This is a genomic window from Halobacillus sp. ABR2_026 (assembly GCF_056158545.1).
On record NZ_JBSWTM010000001.1, the window covers coordinates 2,477,279 to 2,493,161 of the forward strand.

General features: G+C 40.9%; 20 protein-coding genes and 2 riboswitches. Of the genes, 10 read left to right on the forward strand and 10 right to left on the reverse strand.

Annotated elements, in window-relative coordinates:
* Positions 1-9 precede the first annotated feature (9 nt).
* Entirely contained in the window at positions 10-1,110 is a 1,101-nt protein-coding gene (gene gcvT / locus ACXADE_RS12905; protein WP_474980870.1) for a glycine cleavage system aminomethyltransferase GcvT, read from the reverse strand.
* A gap of 63 nt (positions 1,111-1,173) precedes the next feature.
* Positions 1,174-1,262, reverse strand: a riboswitch (glycine riboswitch).
* Positions 1,263-1,265: 3 nt separating this feature from the next.
* Positions 1,266-1,355, reverse strand: a riboswitch (glycine riboswitch).
* A gap of 167 nt (positions 1,356-1,522) precedes the next feature.
* On the opposite strand from gcvT, the gene ACXADE_RS12910 reads away from it, so the two are divergent.
* A complete protein-coding gene (locus ACXADE_RS12910; protein ID WP_474980871.1) occupies positions 1,523-3,166 on the forward strand; it encodes a DEAD/DEAH box helicase in 1,644 nt (547 codons plus the stop codon).
* Positions 3,163-3,966, forward strand: coding sequence for a YqhG family protein (locus ACXADE_RS12915; RefSeq protein ID WP_474980872.1), 804 nt, complete (start codon positions 3,163-3,165; stop codon positions 3,964-3,966). Before ACXADE_RS12910 ends, ACXADE_RS12915 begins: the two co-directional genes overlap by 4 nt.
* Before the next feature lie 40 nt (positions 3,967-4,006).
* On the opposite strand, the gene ACXADE_RS12920 is transcribed toward ACXADE_RS12915, so the two are convergent.
* Entirely contained in the window at positions 4,007-4,189 is a 183-nt protein-coding gene (locus ACXADE_RS12920; protein ID WP_474980873.1) for a YqzE family protein, read from the reverse strand.
* Positions 4,190-4,237: 48 nt separating this feature from the next.
* A complete protein-coding gene (locus tag ACXADE_RS12925; protein WP_474980874.1) occupies positions 4,238-4,720 on the reverse strand; it encodes a shikimate kinase in 483 nt (160 codons plus the stop codon).
* A gap of 101 nt (positions 4,721-4,821) precedes the next feature.
* Here ACXADE_RS12925 and comGA point away from each other — a divergent pair, with 101 nt between their 5' ends.
* The 6 genes from comGA to ACXADE_RS12955 all read left to right on the forward strand — a co-directional run bounded on the left by comGA (position 4,822) and on the right by ACXADE_RS12955 (position 8,655).
* A complete protein-coding gene (gene comGA / locus ACXADE_RS12930; RefSeq protein ID WP_474980875.1) occupies positions 4,822-5,829 on the forward strand; it encodes a competence type IV pilus ATPase ComGA in 1,008 nt (335 codons plus the stop codon).
* A complete protein-coding gene (locus tag ACXADE_RS12935) occupies positions 5,783-6,835 on the forward strand; it encodes a type II secretion system F family protein (RefSeq protein WP_474980876.1) in 1,053 nt (350 codons plus the stop codon). Before comGA ends, ACXADE_RS12935 begins: the two co-directional genes overlap by 47 nt.
* 16 nt (positions 6,836-6,851) lie before the next feature.
* Positions 6,852-7,169 carry a competence type IV pilus major pilin ComGC gene (gene comGC / locus ACXADE_RS12940; RefSeq protein WP_474980877.1) on the forward strand — a complete coding sequence of 106 codons (318 nt, stop codon included), beginning with the start codon at positions 6,852-6,854 and terminating at the stop codon, positions 7,167-7,169.
* The gene (comGD, locus tag ACXADE_RS12945; protein ID WP_474980878.1) at positions 7,141-7,593 is read left to right on the forward strand and encodes a competence type IV pilus minor pilin ComGD; all 453 of its coding nucleotides are present in this window, start codon (positions 7,141-7,143) and stop codon (positions 7,591-7,593) included. The genes comGC and comGD overlap by 29 nt, the downstream gene beginning before the upstream one ends.
* 302 nt (positions 7,594-7,895) lie before the next feature.
* Positions 7,896-8,315: a competence type IV pilus minor pilin ComGF gene (locus ACXADE_RS12950; RefSeq protein WP_474980879.1), complete on the forward strand. Its 420-nt coding sequence runs from the start codon at positions 7,896-7,898 to the stop codon at positions 8,313-8,315.
* The gene (locus ACXADE_RS12955) at positions 8,278-8,655 is read left to right on the forward strand and encodes a hypothetical protein (protein WP_474980880.1); all 378 of its coding nucleotides are present in this window, start codon (positions 8,278-8,280) and stop codon (positions 8,653-8,655) included. Before ACXADE_RS12950 ends, ACXADE_RS12955 begins: the two co-directional genes overlap by 38 nt.
* A 29-nt stretch (positions 8,656-8,684) precedes the next feature.
* Here the strand turns inward: ACXADE_RS12955 and ACXADE_RS12960 are convergent, their stop codons facing one another.
* Complete coding sequence (locus tag ACXADE_RS12960; RefSeq protein WP_474980881.1) at positions 8,685-9,068, reverse strand: Spx/MgsR family RNA polymerase-binding regulatory protein; 384 nt, start codon at positions 9,066-9,068, stop codon at positions 8,685-8,687.
* A gap of 389 nt (positions 9,069-9,457) precedes the next feature.
* On the opposite strand from ACXADE_RS12960, the gene ACXADE_RS12965 reads away from it, so the two are divergent.
* Positions 9,458-9,703, forward strand: coding sequence for a DUF2626 domain-containing protein (locus ACXADE_RS12965; protein ID WP_474980882.1), 246 nt, complete (start codon positions 9,458-9,460; stop codon positions 9,701-9,703).
* A 54-nt stretch (positions 9,704-9,757) separates the two neighbouring features.
* On the opposite strand, the gene ACXADE_RS12970 is transcribed toward ACXADE_RS12965, so the two are convergent.
* A complete protein-coding gene (locus tag ACXADE_RS12970; protein WP_474980883.1) occupies positions 9,758-10,384 on the reverse strand; it encodes an MBL fold metallo-hydrolase in 627 nt (208 codons plus the stop codon).
* 182 nt (positions 10,385-10,566) lie between these two features.
* Between ACXADE_RS12970 and ACXADE_RS12975 the strand changes: the two genes are divergently transcribed.
* A complete protein-coding gene (locus ACXADE_RS12975; RefSeq protein WP_474980884.1) occupies positions 10,567-10,731 on the forward strand; it encodes a DUF2759 domain-containing protein in 165 nt (54 codons plus the stop codon).
* A gap of 83 nt (positions 10,732-10,814) precedes the next feature.
* Here the strand turns inward: ACXADE_RS12975 and ACXADE_RS12980 are convergent, their stop codons facing one another.
* The 5 genes from ACXADE_RS12980 to ACXADE_RS13000 form a co-directional block, all read right to left on the reverse strand.
* Entirely contained in the window at positions 10,815-11,603 is a 789-nt protein-coding gene (locus ACXADE_RS12980) for an ABC transporter permease (RefSeq protein ID WP_474980885.1), read from the reverse strand.
* Between the two features lie 13 nt (positions 11,604-11,616).
* The gene (locus ACXADE_RS12985; protein WP_474980886.1) at positions 11,617-12,303 is read right to left on the reverse strand and encodes an ABC transporter ATP-binding protein; all 687 of its coding nucleotides are present in this window, start codon (positions 12,301-12,303) and stop codon (positions 11,617-11,619) included.
* A 202-nt stretch (positions 12,304-12,505) separates the two neighbouring features.
* Positions 12,506-14,377 (reverse strand): LTA synthase family protein, encoded by a 1,872-nt coding sequence (locus ACXADE_RS12990; protein ID WP_474980887.1) that lies wholly within the window; start codon positions 14,375-14,377, stop codon positions 12,506-12,508.
* 300 nt (positions 14,378-14,677) lie between these two features.
* Entirely contained in the window at positions 14,678-15,634 is a 957-nt protein-coding gene (locus ACXADE_RS12995; protein WP_474980888.1) for an ROK family glucokinase, read from the reverse strand.
* Positions 15,631-15,849 (reverse strand): YqgQ family protein, encoded by a 219-nt coding sequence (locus ACXADE_RS13000; protein ID WP_474980889.1) that lies wholly within the window; start codon positions 15,847-15,849, stop codon positions 15,631-15,633. Before ACXADE_RS13000 ends, ACXADE_RS12995 begins: the two co-directional genes overlap by 4 nt.
* Between the last annotated feature and the right edge of the window lie 34 nt (positions 15,850-15,883).

Genomic DNA, 15,883 nt, shown 5'->3' on the forward strand with positions numbered 1-15,883 from the left:
CCCCTTGGATTATCTTTTATAAAAAGGTGTTTTCACAACTTTGGCTTTCAATTTCCTTTTACGCACTTGGACCGTCACTTCTGTCCCTTCAGACGTGTAGTCGGTATTAATCAAAGCAAGCCCAACATTCTTTCCTAGAGTCGGAGATTGTGTCCCTGTCGTTACAAATCCGATGACTTCCTCCCCGTTCAGAATGTCGTAATGTGTACGAGGGATTCCTTTATCGATCATTTCAATTCCGACAAGTTTCCGGCTCGGCCCCTCTTCTTTTTGCTTTTTCAACACTTCTTTTCCAATGAAGTCCACTTCTTTGTTTACTTTAACAGCAAAGTTCAATCCCGCTTCAATTGGAGTAATCTCGGAACTCAGCTCCTGTCCATAAAGCGCAAGATTCGCTTCAAACCTGAGCGTGTCCCGCGCTCCAAGTCCCACCGGTTTCAATCCAAAGGGCTCACCGGCCCTGAGGAGCGCCTGCCACAGTTGCGCTCCGTAATCTGCATGCAGATAGATTTCGAATCCATCCTCCCCTGTATAACCCGTTCTTGAAACGAGCGCTTTTCCATCGACTCCCTCAATCGTCACACCTTGTTCAAAACGGAAAAATTTGATGGTGGAAAGATCAGTCTTTGTGATGGATTGCAGCGCTTGTTCTGCTTTAGGGCCCTGCACGGCCAGTTGAACATATTCATCAGAGACATCTTCAACCGTGACTTCTCCCTCCTGGTGTTCTTTTAACCATTTATAATCTTTTTCACGGTTAGCGGCATTAACTACAAGAAGATATTGATCAACATCCAGGTGATATACAATCAAATCATCGACCGTTCCACCGTTTTCATAACACATAATGGTGTATTGGGCTTTCCCCGGTTCGAGTTTGGAAACGTCATTCGTCAACATTTTTTGAAGATACGTTAGACTGTCAGCCCCCTCCACCATTACTTCTGCCATGTGAGAGACATCGAACAATCCGGCAGCTGTCCTTGTAGCCTGGTGCTCTTCTTTAATACTGGAAAACTGCACAGGCAGATCCCATCCTCCGAAATCAATCGTCTTTGCACCTAGTTTCTTGTACTCCTCAAATAAAGGTGTTCGTTTCAAATCTGCCATCTGACCCACTCCTTCTCACTGATTTTCCCATAAAAAAAGAGACTCCACCGCTTGCACGGGAGTCTCTGTCCGTTTCACCAGAAAGTTTCACAACAGGAAGACCTGAAGCTTGCTTCTTGGGTGGTCTGCAAAAATGCAAACACTCTCCAGAGTTGCGTCCTATAGAAGTCTTTTTGCCTGAGAGATTCACAAATGAATGCTTGCTCCTTCGGCGCCACGAGCGTGGTCTCTCCTTCTACAGTCATTCGCTTTCGTATTTTTCTAGATTTTACCGGGCATACTATTGGATAGCATTCACCCGCTGTTATGTACATTTTCAGCATCATTATATCACGCGTCTTTCACAAAAGACACGATAATTCTACAATAATTCGCAATCTTTTATCATTCCTAATTGATGGAGGGCTAAAACATGATCGAAATTCATCCAGACCAATCCTACATTGAATTATTGAAGGAAAACCTAGAGCATCCTGAAAAAATGACCACTTGGGACGGATTCAAACTCGCTTATCAGGCCGCTCAGTTCAAAACTGTTCCGAAGTTCGACGGACTCCTTGCCCTTGACCACCTCCCTCATGTTGATTTTATGGAACACCAAGTGGAGGCTGCAGAAACGGTAGTTCACCAGATGAATGGACGTGCCATTCTGGCTGATGAAGTAGGTCTTGGTAAAACTTTGGAAGCTGGCCTGATTTTAAAGGAATATATGATCAGGGGAAGAGCGAAAAAAATCTTGATTTTGACTCCCGCTTCTCTTGTCAATCAATGGATCCAGGAACTAAGCGAAAAATTTTATATACAAGCGGCCGCTCCGAGGAAAAAGCAAGCGTCATGGAGAGAATGGGATGTTACCGTAACCTCTATAGATATGGCCAAACGCGAAAACCATAAAGAAATTATTCTGGATATCGATTACGACCTCATCATCATTGATGAGGCTCATAAATTAAAGAACCATCAGACGAAGAATTACCAGTTCGTCCAATCCTTGAAGAAGACCTATTGTCTCTTATTAACAGCTACTCCTATTCAAAACAAACTCAGCGACTTATTTAATTTGGTTTCTATCCTAAAGCCCGGGTATCTCGGGAATTTGACAGACTTCAAGAAAAAATATAAAGAAAATACAGGCGAAGAAGATAGCATAAAACATATTCACTCTCTCGTTGGTCATGTCATGATCCGAAACCGGCGAAAAGATACAGGGCTTGATTCATCGAAGAGGAGAGTCGTGAATGAACGACTGACATTCACGGAGGAAGAGATGGATATGTACAGGAAACTGGAAAATTTGAAAGCAAACCACCCTTCATTCACGTGGCTAACACTCGCCAAAGAATTATGTTCTTCGCGAGAGGCCTGCTATATGTCCTTGAATCAGTTAAAGAAAAAGGCTTCCGAAGAAAATGGGGGAGAATATGACGATTATATTGAAGCAATTGCTAACGTCCCTCATCATGTGAAAGCAAAAAGAATGACCGAACTCATCAAAGATACAGGTGAAAAATTCATTGTGTTCACCGAATATCGAGCCACTCAGTTTTACTTACAATGGTATCTTCAGCAAAACGGCATTACCTCCGTTCCATTTAGTGGTAAATTCAATAAGAGTAAACGTGACTGGATGAAACAGCTTTTCAGGGACAAAGCTCAAGTAATGATAGCTACAGAAGCAGGAGGAGAGGGAATAAACCTGCAGTTTTGTCACCATATGATCAATTATGATCTTCCATGGAACCCCATGCGTTTGGAGCAGAGGATTGGACGAATTCACCGATTCGGACAGGAACACGATGTGAAAATTTATAACTTTGCCATTAAAGATACGATTGAAGATCATATTATGGGCATGCTTTATGAAAAGATTGAAATGTTTAAAAATGCTGTGGGAGACTTGGACCACATTCTGGAACAAATTCCCGGAGGTTCCTTTGATCACCAAATCCAGTCCATTCTCAAACAGTCTGACAGTCAGGGTGAAGTCGATATTAAACTCAATAATTTAGTCAGTTACGTGGAACACACAGTGAATGAAAGGAGAGAGACAAGTTGAAGGCACCAAATCCTTACCAATCGTTCGTCAAACAATTCTTTATATCCCATGGCTGTTCACTCACTGAGGAATCCCCTTCTCAATTCACTGTCCAACTGACTAATGAAATGGATGAAGAAATCATGAACCGGCCATTCTACTGGCATTATATGCGAAAAATGAACCGGGAGGGCACTCCCCTGAAGTTAACCTTCAGTAATACAGCCAAACAGCAGACCGATGGGATTTTCCTGCATGCTGGAACACCTAAGCTCCACCGTCTTTATAATACGGCGATCTCCAAAGCACGGACGGCCAGACTTTATGAAGTTATTGAAGAAATTTCAGGACAAAACCGGGCAATGAGTCCCTGGCTTGTCATCAATGCTCTTCTTCACTTCCGAGGCAAACATACAAAAGATGAACCCGTTTCCATCGGCATAAACCTGATCCATGGCACCATGATGCTGGGAATGATGGATAAAATTTTGGACCTCTCTTTTGAAACCACCGTTTCTGATTATACGTTTCCAATGAAACCCGTCATATCCATTACCCATGCCTATAAACGCATGGAACGTCACATTGAAAATTATGTCGCTTCACTTGATCACCAATGGGCGAAAGAGTCGATCCATCATTTAGAGAAAGAAACAAAATTATTGGAGTCTTTTTATGCATCCCAGGATATTGGCTTAGAATCATTTACAAAGGAACGTGAACAACTTGATAACCGTTACAAGCCTTCTATCAAGATGGAGGTTGTTAACGGAGGTTTATTTTATATTTCCCAAGAAACGAGCAGGTCTTGGCTGTCATAACAAAAAGCCGCTGAACAATTCAGCGGCTTTTCTTATTCTTTCAATGATTGTTGATCCGTTTCCTTTTGAACATTTTCAAGGCAAGAGGCAATAACCCGAACCAGTAAAAGGAAGTTTTCTTCGAGGGCTTAGATTCTTTCCGTTCCTGTTTTTCGTCCTTAGACATGTGCATATACTTGACGACTTCTTCTGTCAGAAACTTTACATAATCATTCTGATTCATGAAAACCCCTCTTTCTCTACTGTTTCCTTTAGTATGGTCCATCACTAGTCATTTTAGACGTTTGATGATTTCTTCTGTGACCTCTTCGGGGGTTTTTCCATCCACACTAATGATAAGATCAGCTGTCTGTTCATATACATGGAGCCGTTCAGCAAACCTTTTTTTCTTCTCAGCTTCGTCTCCCTGCCACAATGGACGATCCGTATCTTCCTTCAACCTTTCCACAATCGTTTCCCATTCAGCTTTCAGGTAGACAACGGTTCCCTTTTGGATCAATTCCCGATTCTGTTTACGGAGGACTACGCCGCCTCCGGTGGAAACCACAGCTTCCCCTTTTAACTCTGTCAAAAATTCCGTTTCTCTTTCACGGAAATAAGATTCTCCATGAATAGCAAACATCTCACTGATCTTCATCCCCTCTGCTTCTTCAATAGCTGCGTCCATTTCAACGGATGGTATCTGCATGTCCTCGCTCAACCTGCTTGCGATCGTTGACTTTCCACTTCCCATAAATCCAATCAGATATATCATTACTCATACTCCCCCTATTTAAAATTGTTGCAGGATTATTCCGTTTCCTGTCGAATAATAACTTATGTACCAAAAATCATAATGAAAGAGGTGGTCTATGATTGAGATCCATCGCTCAATACTCTCAAGACCTAATTGTATCTGCTATTCAGCAAACCGCAACTGACATCCACTTTTCCCCCTACGAAGAATCAGCCTCCATTCATTTCAGAATCCACGGAAAACGCATCTTTCACTCAATGACTCCCCTACCAATATATAAGAAAGTTCTTTCCTACTTCAAGTTCACCTCAGGTATGGATATCGGCGAGCATAAACGCCCCCAAAACGGCGCGATTCACCATCGCATCAGTCAACAAACATTTGATTTACGTCTTTCTACTCTTCCAACAACCGTAAGCGAAAGCCTGGCCATCCGGATCCTTAGGCCGATGGACCACACTCCTTTGGAACAGCTTTTTCTTTTCCCTTATCAATTGAGTAAAATTGAACGATGGCTGCAGTTTCGAAGTGGCATGATACTCTTTACCGGTCCGACTGGTTGTGGAAAAACCACCACTCTATACGCTTTGCTTCAATCACTCACCTCATCAAGTTCCTATCAGGCCATCACCCTTGAAGATCCCATTGAAAAAAACTTAAATAACATTATTCAAGTCCAAGTAAACGAACGTGCAGGAGTTACGTACGATACAGGATTAAAAGCTGCCCTTAGACATGATCCGGACCTATTAATGGTTGGAGAAATAAGGGATAAATCTACTGCTCAGTTCGCATTTCGAGCGGCATTGAGTGGACACCTTGTGATCAGTACGATTCATGCACGTAATGCTCATGGGACTTTACACAGGCTGAAAGAAATGAATATCAGCCAAAGTGAAATCGAACAAACCATGCTTGCAATTGCTTCACAGCGTCTCGTTCCAATCGAAGGAGCGAAGCACCTGCCAAGGAGAGCTGCTTTATTAGAGTTGCTGGACGGAAGAGCACTAAAAAAAGCCATTGAAGGGGATCACAAACACGAAAGCTTCCAATCATTTCAACAACTGAGGAGGAAAGCCTATGCACTTGGCTTCATTAACGAAAGCGAAATGGCCACCATACCGTGATCCACCGTTATCTATTAACCATCAGATCCTATTTTTCAAAAGGTGCAGCCACATTTTGGAGAAGGGGTATCCACTTTTAGACGCCCTTCATATGACGGGCTGGGACTCAACACTGAAACCTACCTGTGACACGATAAGAGAGCATTTGAGCGCTGGTGATGCCGTCCATGAAGCATTTACGAAGGCGAACTTCTCATCATCTGTTACAAACTTTCTTTACTTTAGTCAAGTACATCATGATTTGCCCAGGAGTTTCCAACAGATTCAGGAACTGTTGCATATGAAGAAAAATTACAAAGAGAGGTTTTTCAGGGTCATCCGTTATCCCATATTTTTATTTGTCTTCCTTATCATTGCCTGTACGATTTTACAAAAGACGGTCCTTCCAAATTACATGCTGCTTTTCGAAGGGAAGGAAGTCGGAACCATCAAACTTATGCTAGTCACATCACACATCATGAATGGCATTGGTCTTCTTCTTCTTCTTTCATTATGCCTCCTCCTCATCTTCGTCTTTGCACTCCCTCGGATTCCATTTAAAAGAAAGCTTTTCTTATATGAAAAAATTCCACTCTTAAAGATTTATCACACCTACTCCATTTCCTTTCTTTTCACGACACATCTTCACTCCCTCCTTCAGACTGGACTTCCATTAAAGGATGCCATTGAACTTCTTGAAAGCCATAAAAAATATGAAGTACTCTCCCACTACTGCAGTGAAATACTTTATGAACTCTCGAATGGCAAATCCTTTGCCCAAGCAGTGTATAGATGCCGTTTGTTCAGGCCTGAACTGACGGCCATTTTCCATCACACCTATGATATAGAAGCACTAAAGGACGAAATGGAGCTCATGGCTGAATTTTTCATGGAATTCATTTCACAAAAAATCACCCGGTGGCTCCATATTATCCAACCTGCTTTTTTCATTTTCATTGCTGCCTTTATCGTGTTGATCTACTCATCCATCATGCTCCCCCTTTATCAATGGATGAACCAATTATAGAAAAGGAGAAACGTGTATGTTCAAAAATGAAAAAGGTTTTACATTAGTCGAAATGCTCATTGTCCTTCTCGTCATATCTGTTCTTCTCATCATAACAATCCCTAACATGTCAAAAAACAGCAGTACAGTCAAAGGGAAAGGATGTGAAGCGCTCGTCAAAACCATTGAAGCACAAGTACAAGCATACTTCATAGAAGAAGGGACCCTTCCGACAAGCCTAGAGACGCTTGTGGAAGGCGAGTATGTATCACAGGATAAATGCCCAGATGGGAAGGAATTAGAATTAAATTCAGAAGGTAAAGTTGTTGATAAAGAGATCCCAGAAGGAACGTAATGGTTTTACATTCACTGAAATGATAATCGTTCTTCTATGCTGGACCACCCTGATTGTCTGTATCCTCCCTCTTCAACAACGCACCTTCATGAGAATGGAGGAGCATCTAACCTTGAAACAATTAGAAGACGATATCCTGGTAGCCCAACACCTTACGATGAACGACCATGTTTACTATACTTTGCATTTCGATCAACAATCGAGGGGGTATTATCTATACGATGCAAAAAACCGAAGAAAAGTCTTTACCCGACAACTACCGGGCAAATGGGATATGCGTTTGACTACTTTACATCCCTCATTAAGATTCAATCAGAAAGGTATGATTCAGAAAGCTGGAACTATGTATTTGGACGGACCTGATAGAACGTACAAAATTGTATTCCCTTTTGGATCAGGCAGGTTGCGTATTGAAGAAATGTGAGGGTTTTACTTTACTTGAGACGTTATGTGCCTTCAGTCTCCTCATTATTATCACGTTATACACCCTTCCCTTATTGACCGAGATAAGGATAGACCATAAAAGCCTACAAATCGAAAGAGAGGCTCTCACTTTTCTTCATGATGAATGGTTCGAGTACCAGACATCGAATGGACCTCTCCCTTATTATAAAAAACATCCATCTATACAGGGCATGACGATGATTACGAAAAATGAAGGGATATGGATAAAGGGTTGTGTAAACTGGAAAAACCAAAGAAATGATCTCAAGGAGTTCTGTTTGTATGAAAAAAGGGAATAGAAAGTATAATCAAGGATACACGTTATCTGAGGTCATCATCACCATCATGTTGACCATGATTTTACTAACCATTTCGTTACCATTATTTTCTCTCCTCAAAATACCAGATGTATCCTCAGAATTATCTGTAGATCAGTTAAAAGCTGTAATCCAATGGGAAATTAACCAATCCCGTACTTACGATATCTCCCTCCATTCGATCTCAATCATAAACAAAAATCACCGAAGTATTGTATTAGAGCCGTATAATCAGGCATTCAGAAGGACCGTCGACGGGAGTGGGCATGAAGTACTTATACAGGATATACAAGCTGTATCATTTGAACTTATGCCCCCATTCATTGTAATGGAGGTGGAGATTGGTGATGAACAAATACAAAGGAAAATACATCTTCCGCAATGATAATGGGCTGATTTTTCCGTGGATGCTGATACTGTGCTTCATATTCCTACTCGTGACATTTGCCTCCATTGAGCGCTATGAAACCCATCTTCCCCTCTCCAAAAGCCATCAGACAGCTATTTTGAAACAGCATCTTTTAGATACAGCCAGAATTGAACTGAATGAAGAATTAAAAAAAGTTCCTTTGGAACAAAATGAATTTACGACCTCGACTCAAAGCCCTGACGGCGATGTGGAAGCGGAATGCTTTAGAGAAACGGAACAATGGAACTGTCTGCAACAAATCACCATTCATGTGAATGAGAGCCAATTCCAAGTAAGAACTTTTCACACAAAATAAAAAAGCGTCCCCTCCAGGAGGGGCGCTATTTATGAAATTTTTTCTTTATATTCCATTCGATGATCCGTAATGCCTCTTAACCCATCAAGATCATATCCGATTACTAACTTATCTCCATTTGTTAAAATTGGACGTCTCAGCAACTTAGGTTTTTCAATGACAAGATCCAGGAATTCATTTAGTGTCAAGTCTTCTACATCTATATCCAACGTCTTAAACTCTTTGCTTCTCCTTGCTAAAATCTCATCGATCCCGTGAGTAGTTAAAGACAAAATTCTTCTTAATTCATCAGCGGTAGGAGTTTCACGAAACAAGTGTTGTTCGTTAAAATCCACCCCTTGACTCTTTAACCATGATTTCGTTCGACGACAGGATGTGCAACTCGGGTATGTGTAGAATTTTAACTTTTCCATGTGTAACGCTCCTCGCTAATTTTATATAAGTTTATTGTATATTGATTGTATAACCTTTGTACAATATTTTAAACTTCTTTTTTCAGGAATTTTATTCCGTCCTTTAATAGCCGCTGTTAAAGTATAAACGTTGATAATATTGATTACCTGGAAACAGTACCTTTAGGAATAGGGCATAATTATTAAAAGCTTTATCTCGAAATGATTGTGGATCGCCCCCCTAAACCCATATCCTGTTTCATTTATTACATTAAAATTGTTAGGAATAAGCTCAACCGGGAATACAAATACTGATAGATGAAACATGATTACGTTTTATTTACAATTGTATCCGGGTCGTTTATAATATGAATGATAGTTTAACGATAGAAAAGGAGGGGGAAAAAAGCATGGATCGTATGTTTCGAGTAATGGCCTTTTGGACAGGTATCTTCGCTGTCATGTTCTACACAGGCGATATGATGGAAGCTTCCATATTATCACTAGTTCAAACGGCTTTTTTCCTTACTATTGGTTACCTTAAGCTGTCAGAACGTATGTATGTTTACATATTTTTTTCATACTTGACAGTCTTCATGATCGGATTTACGTATTATTGTTCCTTTATCTTAGTGCCTGGTTTTGGTGGCCACTAAAAAAAGAACCTGTCATCCTATTCAGGATGACAGGTTCTTTTTCTATTCCGCTTCCTATTCTTTTACAAAAGGGTTTTCTTGCCGCTCTTCCCCGACCGTTGTAGGAGCCCCGTGACCAGGAAAAATACGCATATCATTACGAAGAGTGTACAGCTGCTCTTTAATGCTATTTTCAAGCACTTCACGGCTCCCCCCAGGCAAATCGGTACGCCCGATGCCCCTCTGGAACAAAGTATCGCCTGCGATTGTTAACCGTTGGTTTCTGAATACAAAAGAAACACTTCCTGGGGAATGGCCAGGTGTGTGACGAACCTCAAAAGAAAAATCGCCAATCTGCATCTGCCCAATTTCAAAATAGTGATCCGCAGGTTGAGCTGTGATTTTGCCCAAACCAAACAATGCAGATCCATTCTTTTCTGGGTCTTTGAGCCAATCCGCTTCTTCCTCATGTAAATACACAGGTGCTTGATAAGCTTGTCTTACTTGATCAACTGCGCCGATATGATCAAAATGGGCATGGGTCAGGAGCACAGCTTCTACCTCCAGTTCCCTTTCCTGAAGGTAGTCCTGTAACTTCTCAAAGTCTCCACCTGGATCAATAACCAGTGCTTTATGGTTTTCATGTATAATGTATGCATTGGTAGCGACCGGCCCTAGTGGTAATCTCGTTATTTTTTTCATACTAACACCTCTATTTCCATCATTTCATTAAGTCATGTAGATAATTTAGAAAAAAAAGTAGATAACTCGACAATTTTTTGTTTATACTATAAAATAGATGAGTACCATTAATCATTACATAAAGTATAACATCTATCCCATGTGGATGATAATAATGAAAAGAGACTTAGGGGGTGCTGAACTTGATCACAGCTATTCTTCTTTTACTCGTAACCATTCTATGTGTATGGGCAATTTTCCGCGAACTTAAAACTAAGAACTTCTTTGCCGTTCTTTTTGCAGGGGCGTCAGCATTAATTTTCGGATGGTTCTCTGTTATGACCATCTGGTACAACTTATTCGGATGAAAAAAAGCAAGCAGATCTTAATCTGCTTGCTTTTTTTGATGGAAATAAGGAGCTGTTGATTTTATTTGCTTTCTCCAGCAATCTCAGGACCTGGAACTTCTAATTTCCTCATCCGTTTGTAGCAATTGTTTGTTTTCGTTAAAAAAGTATCGGTACATACACAAAGTGATAAACATGGCACTTAGTGATACAGATGAGAAAATGCTTAATGAAATAACCAATTGGTACTTAATCGCCATCACAGGGGATACGCCCCCGAGAATTAACCCTGTCATCATCCCTGGCAGCTGGACCAGTCCAATGGTTTTCAAACGATCCACATTTGGAATTAATGAGGCATGAAGCGTATTTTGAACGATCAAGTGAGATGCCTGGTTCGGTTCAGCCCCAAGGGACAGCGAAGCCAGTAAACGTCCATTATTTTCTTTGAATTCACTTTTCATCCGTTCCAAGGCCAGTCCCATAGCCGTCATACTATTCCCAATCACCATACCGCTCATTGGTATAACCTCCGATGGTTTGAACTGTATCATATCAAAAAGGAGCCAAATGGAGAGCACACCAGCCTCTATGACGACGAGACCCCCAAAGATGATAAAACCGACATATGGCAGGTCTTTCCCCTTCTGTCTTGCATGAAAGGTCGCAATGACCACCATGACAGTGAGCATGAAAGGAATTCCATAATGTGCGGGCAAATCGAAGAGGAAAGTTAATATGTATCCGATAGCAAATAACTGAATCGTTCCTCTAAACGTAGACCAAAGGACACTTTTACTTACTCCCAGCTGATAATAATAAGACAATGCCAAGGGGACGATGACGAAAATAATTAAAAAAATCAATGACTGATTTGATATTTCAGGTTCCAATCCAAATCCCTCCCTACTGTTCCAGAAAATCTGCTAATTCTTTCCTCTGCGGATTCTCGAACATTTCCGGTATCTTACCATCCTCTATAATCCGCCCTTCACTAATAAACAATCCACGAGTGCCCAGCCTGCGAGCTTGATTAAGATTATGGGTAACCATGAACATAGTAAGCTTCTGTTCCTCTATTAAACACTCGAGGACTTCTTCAATCTCTTCAGCGGTACGATAGTCCAGAGCGCTCGTAGGCTCATCCAACAATAACACTTCAGGAGAATTGGCTAGTGTTCTCGCCAAAGACACCCGCTGCTTCTCTCCACCTGACAGTTGATCGACCTCTCTATCTAAATAATCCACGGGCAACTGAACGTATTCCATCAGCCTCTTCCCCTGTTTTTCATCCCATTCATCGAATAACGATGGTCCATACTTGATGTTATCTAATACAGTACCAGGGAATAGGTTGGGTGACTGCAAAACCAGCCCTACTCTTTTTCTTAAAGCAGTGATGGAGTGGTCCTCAATAGGACGGTCCCCAAAATAAATCTTTCCCTTCTCGGGGTCTTTCAATCGATTCAACAAAAATAAGAGTGTACTTTTTCCTGCACCCGAAGGACCAAACAAAATCACTTTGTCTTGTTTATCTATTGTGAAATTAATATTCTCGAGAATGCCTTGATACACGTTTTTAAATTGAAACATAAACTACCCTCTCTCCTACAAACAATGGTTGTCAATATCAATACCCAGATATGTATGAAAATATGTGAAAACACAGCGAATCTTTTCATTTCCCTTCAAGGGCTGGTTTGCTTTTAAAATCGTATCCGCTTTCATTGGAAATTTCTAAAACTTAGACCAAAAACAAAAAAACCGCTGGGGAATCTTTCCCCAACGGTTATTCTCATTCATTGAATTCATAAAACCGGAACAGGTCTCCATAAATGATATTATCTGAGTAACTTAATTCTTTGGTCACTTTTTCTTTAATTGGTTGACAGGCTTCCCCTTCTTCTTCTAAAAGAGGTTCGCCAGTAGAACGATCATAGCATATCTCGCTTGCATAAACATACTCTTCCGAGACGAAGCTCCCGTCTCTTAAAGCCACAAAATCCTTCTCTTTATTTGAGAACATATTATCACCAAACGTCAAATCCTCATTTTCTTCAATGCCTAAAAGGTGAAGCAGTGTTGGTTTTACATCAATCTGACCGACGACTTTGTCATTCACACCGCCGTCCTCGTACCCAGGAATGTGGATCATGAAAGGCACTCGCTGTAACTGGGTATGGACAAATGGATCCACTTCTTCTCCTAAAAACTGTCCCATCGCCTTATTATGGAAATCACTTATTCCATAGTGATCACCCATCAGAACGATAATGGAATCCTCATAAATTCCAGAATCCTTCAATTGTTGGAAGAACTGTTCCAGTGATTCATCTGTATATCGGGCGGTTTGAAAGTATGAGTTCAGCGTTTTTGAATTGGAATCGTATTTATCAATATTTGCCTTTTCTTCCGGAAGCTCAAATGGAAAATGGTGCGTCAACGTAATAAACTTACTATAAAAAGGCTTTTCCTGAGACTGCAAATACTTAATGGACTGTTCAAAAAATGCTTTGTCTTCAAGACCCCATCCAAAAGAATTGTCCGGGGTAACTTCGTAGGATTTTTCATCATAAAATTCATCATACCCTACATTGTCATACATGACATCTCTATTCCAAAAACTTGCGTTGTTCGCATGAAACACAGAGGTTTCGTAACCTTCCTCATTCAAGATTTCTGGCAAAGCATTGTATTCATTCCCTGCATGAGTGAAATAAACCGCACCCCTGCCTAATGGGTAAAGGGAATTTTCTACTATGAATTCAGAGTCTGATGTCTTTCCTTGAGCGGTTTGATGATAAAAATTCTCAAAAGTGATGGTGTCTTTACTTTCTTTCAAACCATTAAGGAAAGGCGTTGTTTCTGTTCCGTTGACTTCCGAATCGAACAGGAAGTGCTGGAAGGATTCCACGCTGACAAAGATTACATTCTTATCTTCTGCAATCCCATATAACTCTGAATCTTTGTTTGAATCATCGGGTGATGTTTCCTTTAAATAACTTTCAATTTCACTGATTTCACTACCATCAGCAAACACACGCTGGGCTTTTGTTTTGGTCTGCATAGTAGCGTCATACAGATGGTAATTATAAATCCCGATATTTTTCACGAGATATTCACGGTCGAAGGCTCGGACAAAAAGCATCGGCCTTTCAATTTCAGCAAGCACTACGTTTCCTGCCAGAAGAAGGAAAGTGACCGCTGTAGCAGCAATTTTCCCCCGTTTGGGCATCTTTACAGAAAGATCAAACTTTTGTTTACTCAAGTACCAAATAAGTGCTACATCTGCGAAGATAAAAAGATCTTCGATGTGTAGCAATGTTAAAAAGCTTCCGGTCAGGTCTGCTGCATTATTTCCTTGAAAAAGGACCGGGATTGTAATGAAGTCAGTAAAATTACGGTAAAAAATTAAATTAACAAATAAGACCAATGAACCGATCAAAGTCGTCCAACGTAAATATTTCATCTGGTTTTTTGGCTTCAGCCATACACTGATGGCAAAGATCAGATAGGCACTGGCCACTGGGTTAAACAACAATATGAATTCCTGCATGGGGTTTTCAATTGATAGATCAAACATGAATCTATATACGACATATGTTTTCAACCCGAACAACAATGTCGCAATGATAAATAGTGGCATGCTCTTCATTTTCCACTGCATCATGGTTCCTCCTCTAGTACGATGCTGGTCAATCTTTACATAGATTAATCAGGTTCTTAAACTCCTTTAACAATTTCCACTTATAATCAATATTAAACGCACTCATCATATATGACGTAAATTGTACCACAAAGGTTTCATAAAATTTACATTTCCCATCATTTTCTAGAATGATTGAAGTAGTTTTCATCTATCATAAGATATAAACATTATGAAAAGAAGTCCTGTGATTTACATTTTTATGACATCGCTAAACAAATGGCACATAAAAAAGTTGGAGCTGGCAAGCTCCAACTTTTTTTATGTGTTCTTTTTAACGAGAAAGGCTCCACCAATAACACCAGCGTCATTTCCTAATTCAGCGATGCCAAAATTTGATGCTTCTGCTGTTCTTGGTAAAGCATACTTACGATAGGCTCTACCAAGGGGATGCAGAAGCTTGTCCCCCGCTTTGGATACTCCACCACCGATTACGATTTTTTCAGGGTTTATAGCTATAGCCATATTCGCAATCGCCATCCCGAGCACATCCGTAACCTCTTCAATAACCAGATTAGCCGCGTCATCCCCTTGCTCGGATGCTTCAAACACATCTTTGGCAGTAAGGACTCCATCTTTTATGAGGGCGTTCAATTTTGAGTGAGTATATTTTCCAGCCGTTTCCTTCGCTTTTCGAACGATACCGGTAGCGGATGAAACCGTTTCTAAACATCCCGTTTTCCCACAATTGCATGGGGCACCGCCGTCTGGCTCAACCGTCACGTGACCAAGTTCTGCTGCCGTACCATTAGCCCCGTTGAGAATTTGACCGTTCGCAATAATGCCTCCGCCAACACCCGTACCAAGAGTGACCGCAATCAATTCCGTACACCCTTTTCCGGCACCAAGCCAATTTTCACCCAATGCAGCAAGGTTAGCATCATTATCTACCCATACTGGCAGCCCAGTCATCTCTTCAAGCATGACCCCAAAGTCGAACTCTTTCCACCCTATATTCACCGCTTCATAAATATAGCCTGTGGACGTATTCACGAACCCGGGAGCTCCAGCTCCTATACCTACAATTTTGGATAAAGAGAGATTTTCTTCTTCAAGGGTTCGTGAAATGGAGTCCGCGATATCTGAAGGAATCGATTTTCCTTCTCTGTCTGTATTTGTAGGAATTTCCCACTTTTTTACAATGGAACCACTTCCTTCAATAACCGCTAGTTTCACGGTCGTTCCCCCAATATCTGCTCCTATGTAGTAATGACTCATCGCATTTCCTCCCCAATTCGACGATCTTTTTCCCGCGCCATTTCACTTCGAAGCAACAAAACAGCCATTTGAAAATCTTCCGGAGGCATACATTGAGCTTTATACAATTCCCGTACTTCTTCCTCCATGAGCTCTAAATCAGCCAATCTGTCTCCTATGTAAATGAACGTTCCAAATTTCTTTAAATACTGCTGGATATCATATATCGTTTTCATCATTTATCACCTTCATCCATTATACCAATACCTC

What these genes read in the sequence shown, in the direction of transcription:
- ACXADE_RS12995 (WP_474980888.1), bottom strand. Translation starts at nt 15,634, where the DNA reads ATGAGTCATTACTACATAGGAGCAGATATTGGGGGAACGACCGTGAAA.
- ACXADE_RS12935 (WP_474980876.1), top strand. Translation starts at nt 5,783, where the DNA reads ATGCACTTGGCTTCATTAACGAAAGCGAAATGGCCACCATACCGTGAT.
- ACXADE_RS13000 (WP_474980889.1), bottom strand. Translation starts at nt 15,849, where the DNA reads ATGAAAACGATATATGATATCCAGCAGTATTTAAAGAAATTTGGAACG.
- ACXADE_RS12985 (WP_474980886.1), bottom strand. Translation starts at nt 12,303, where the DNA reads ATGTTTCAATTTAAAAACGTGTATCAAGGCATTCTCGAGAATATTAAT.
- ACXADE_RS12970 (WP_474980883.1), bottom strand. Translation starts at nt 10,384, where the DNA reads ATGAAAAAAATAACGAGATTACCACTAGGGCCGGTCGCTACCAATGCA.
- gcvT (WP_474980870.1), bottom strand. Translation starts at nt 1,110, where the DNA reads ATGGCAGATTTGAAACGAACACCTTTATTTGAGGAGTACAAGAAACTA.
- ACXADE_RS12950 (WP_474980879.1), top strand. Translation starts at nt 7,896, where the DNA reads ATGAAAAAAGGGAATAGAAAGTATAATCAAGGATACACGTTATCTGAG.
- comGC (WP_474980877.1), top strand. Translation starts at nt 6,852, where the DNA reads ATGTTCAAAAATGAAAAAGGTTTTACATTAGTCGAAATGCTCATTGTC.
- ACXADE_RS12955 (WP_474980880.1), top strand. Translation starts at nt 8,278, where the DNA reads ATGAACAAATACAAAGGAAAATACATCTTCCGCAATGATAATGGGCTG.
- ACXADE_RS12965 (WP_474980882.1), top strand. Translation starts at nt 9,458, where the DNA reads ATGGATCGTATGTTTCGAGTAATGGCCTTTTGGACAGGTATCTTCGCT.
- ACXADE_RS12925 (WP_474980874.1), bottom strand. Translation starts at nt 4,720, where the DNA reads ATGATATATCTGATTGGATTTATGGGAAGTGGAAAGTCAACGATCGCA.
- ACXADE_RS12960 (WP_474980881.1), bottom strand. Translation starts at nt 9,068, where the DNA reads ATGGAAAAGTTAAAATTCTACACATACCCGAGTTGCACATCCTGTCGT.
- ACXADE_RS12990 (WP_474980887.1), bottom strand. Translation starts at nt 14,377, where the DNA reads ATGCAGTGGAAAATGAAGAGCATGCCACTATTTATCATTGCGACATTG.
- ACXADE_RS12920 (WP_474980873.1), bottom strand. Translation starts at nt 4,189, where the DNA reads ATGAATCAGAATGATTATGTAAAGTTTCTGACAGAAGAAGTCGTCAAG.
- ACXADE_RS12910 (WP_474980871.1), top strand. Translation starts at nt 1,523, where the DNA reads ATGATCGAAATTCATCCAGACCAATCCTACATTGAATTATTGAAGGAA.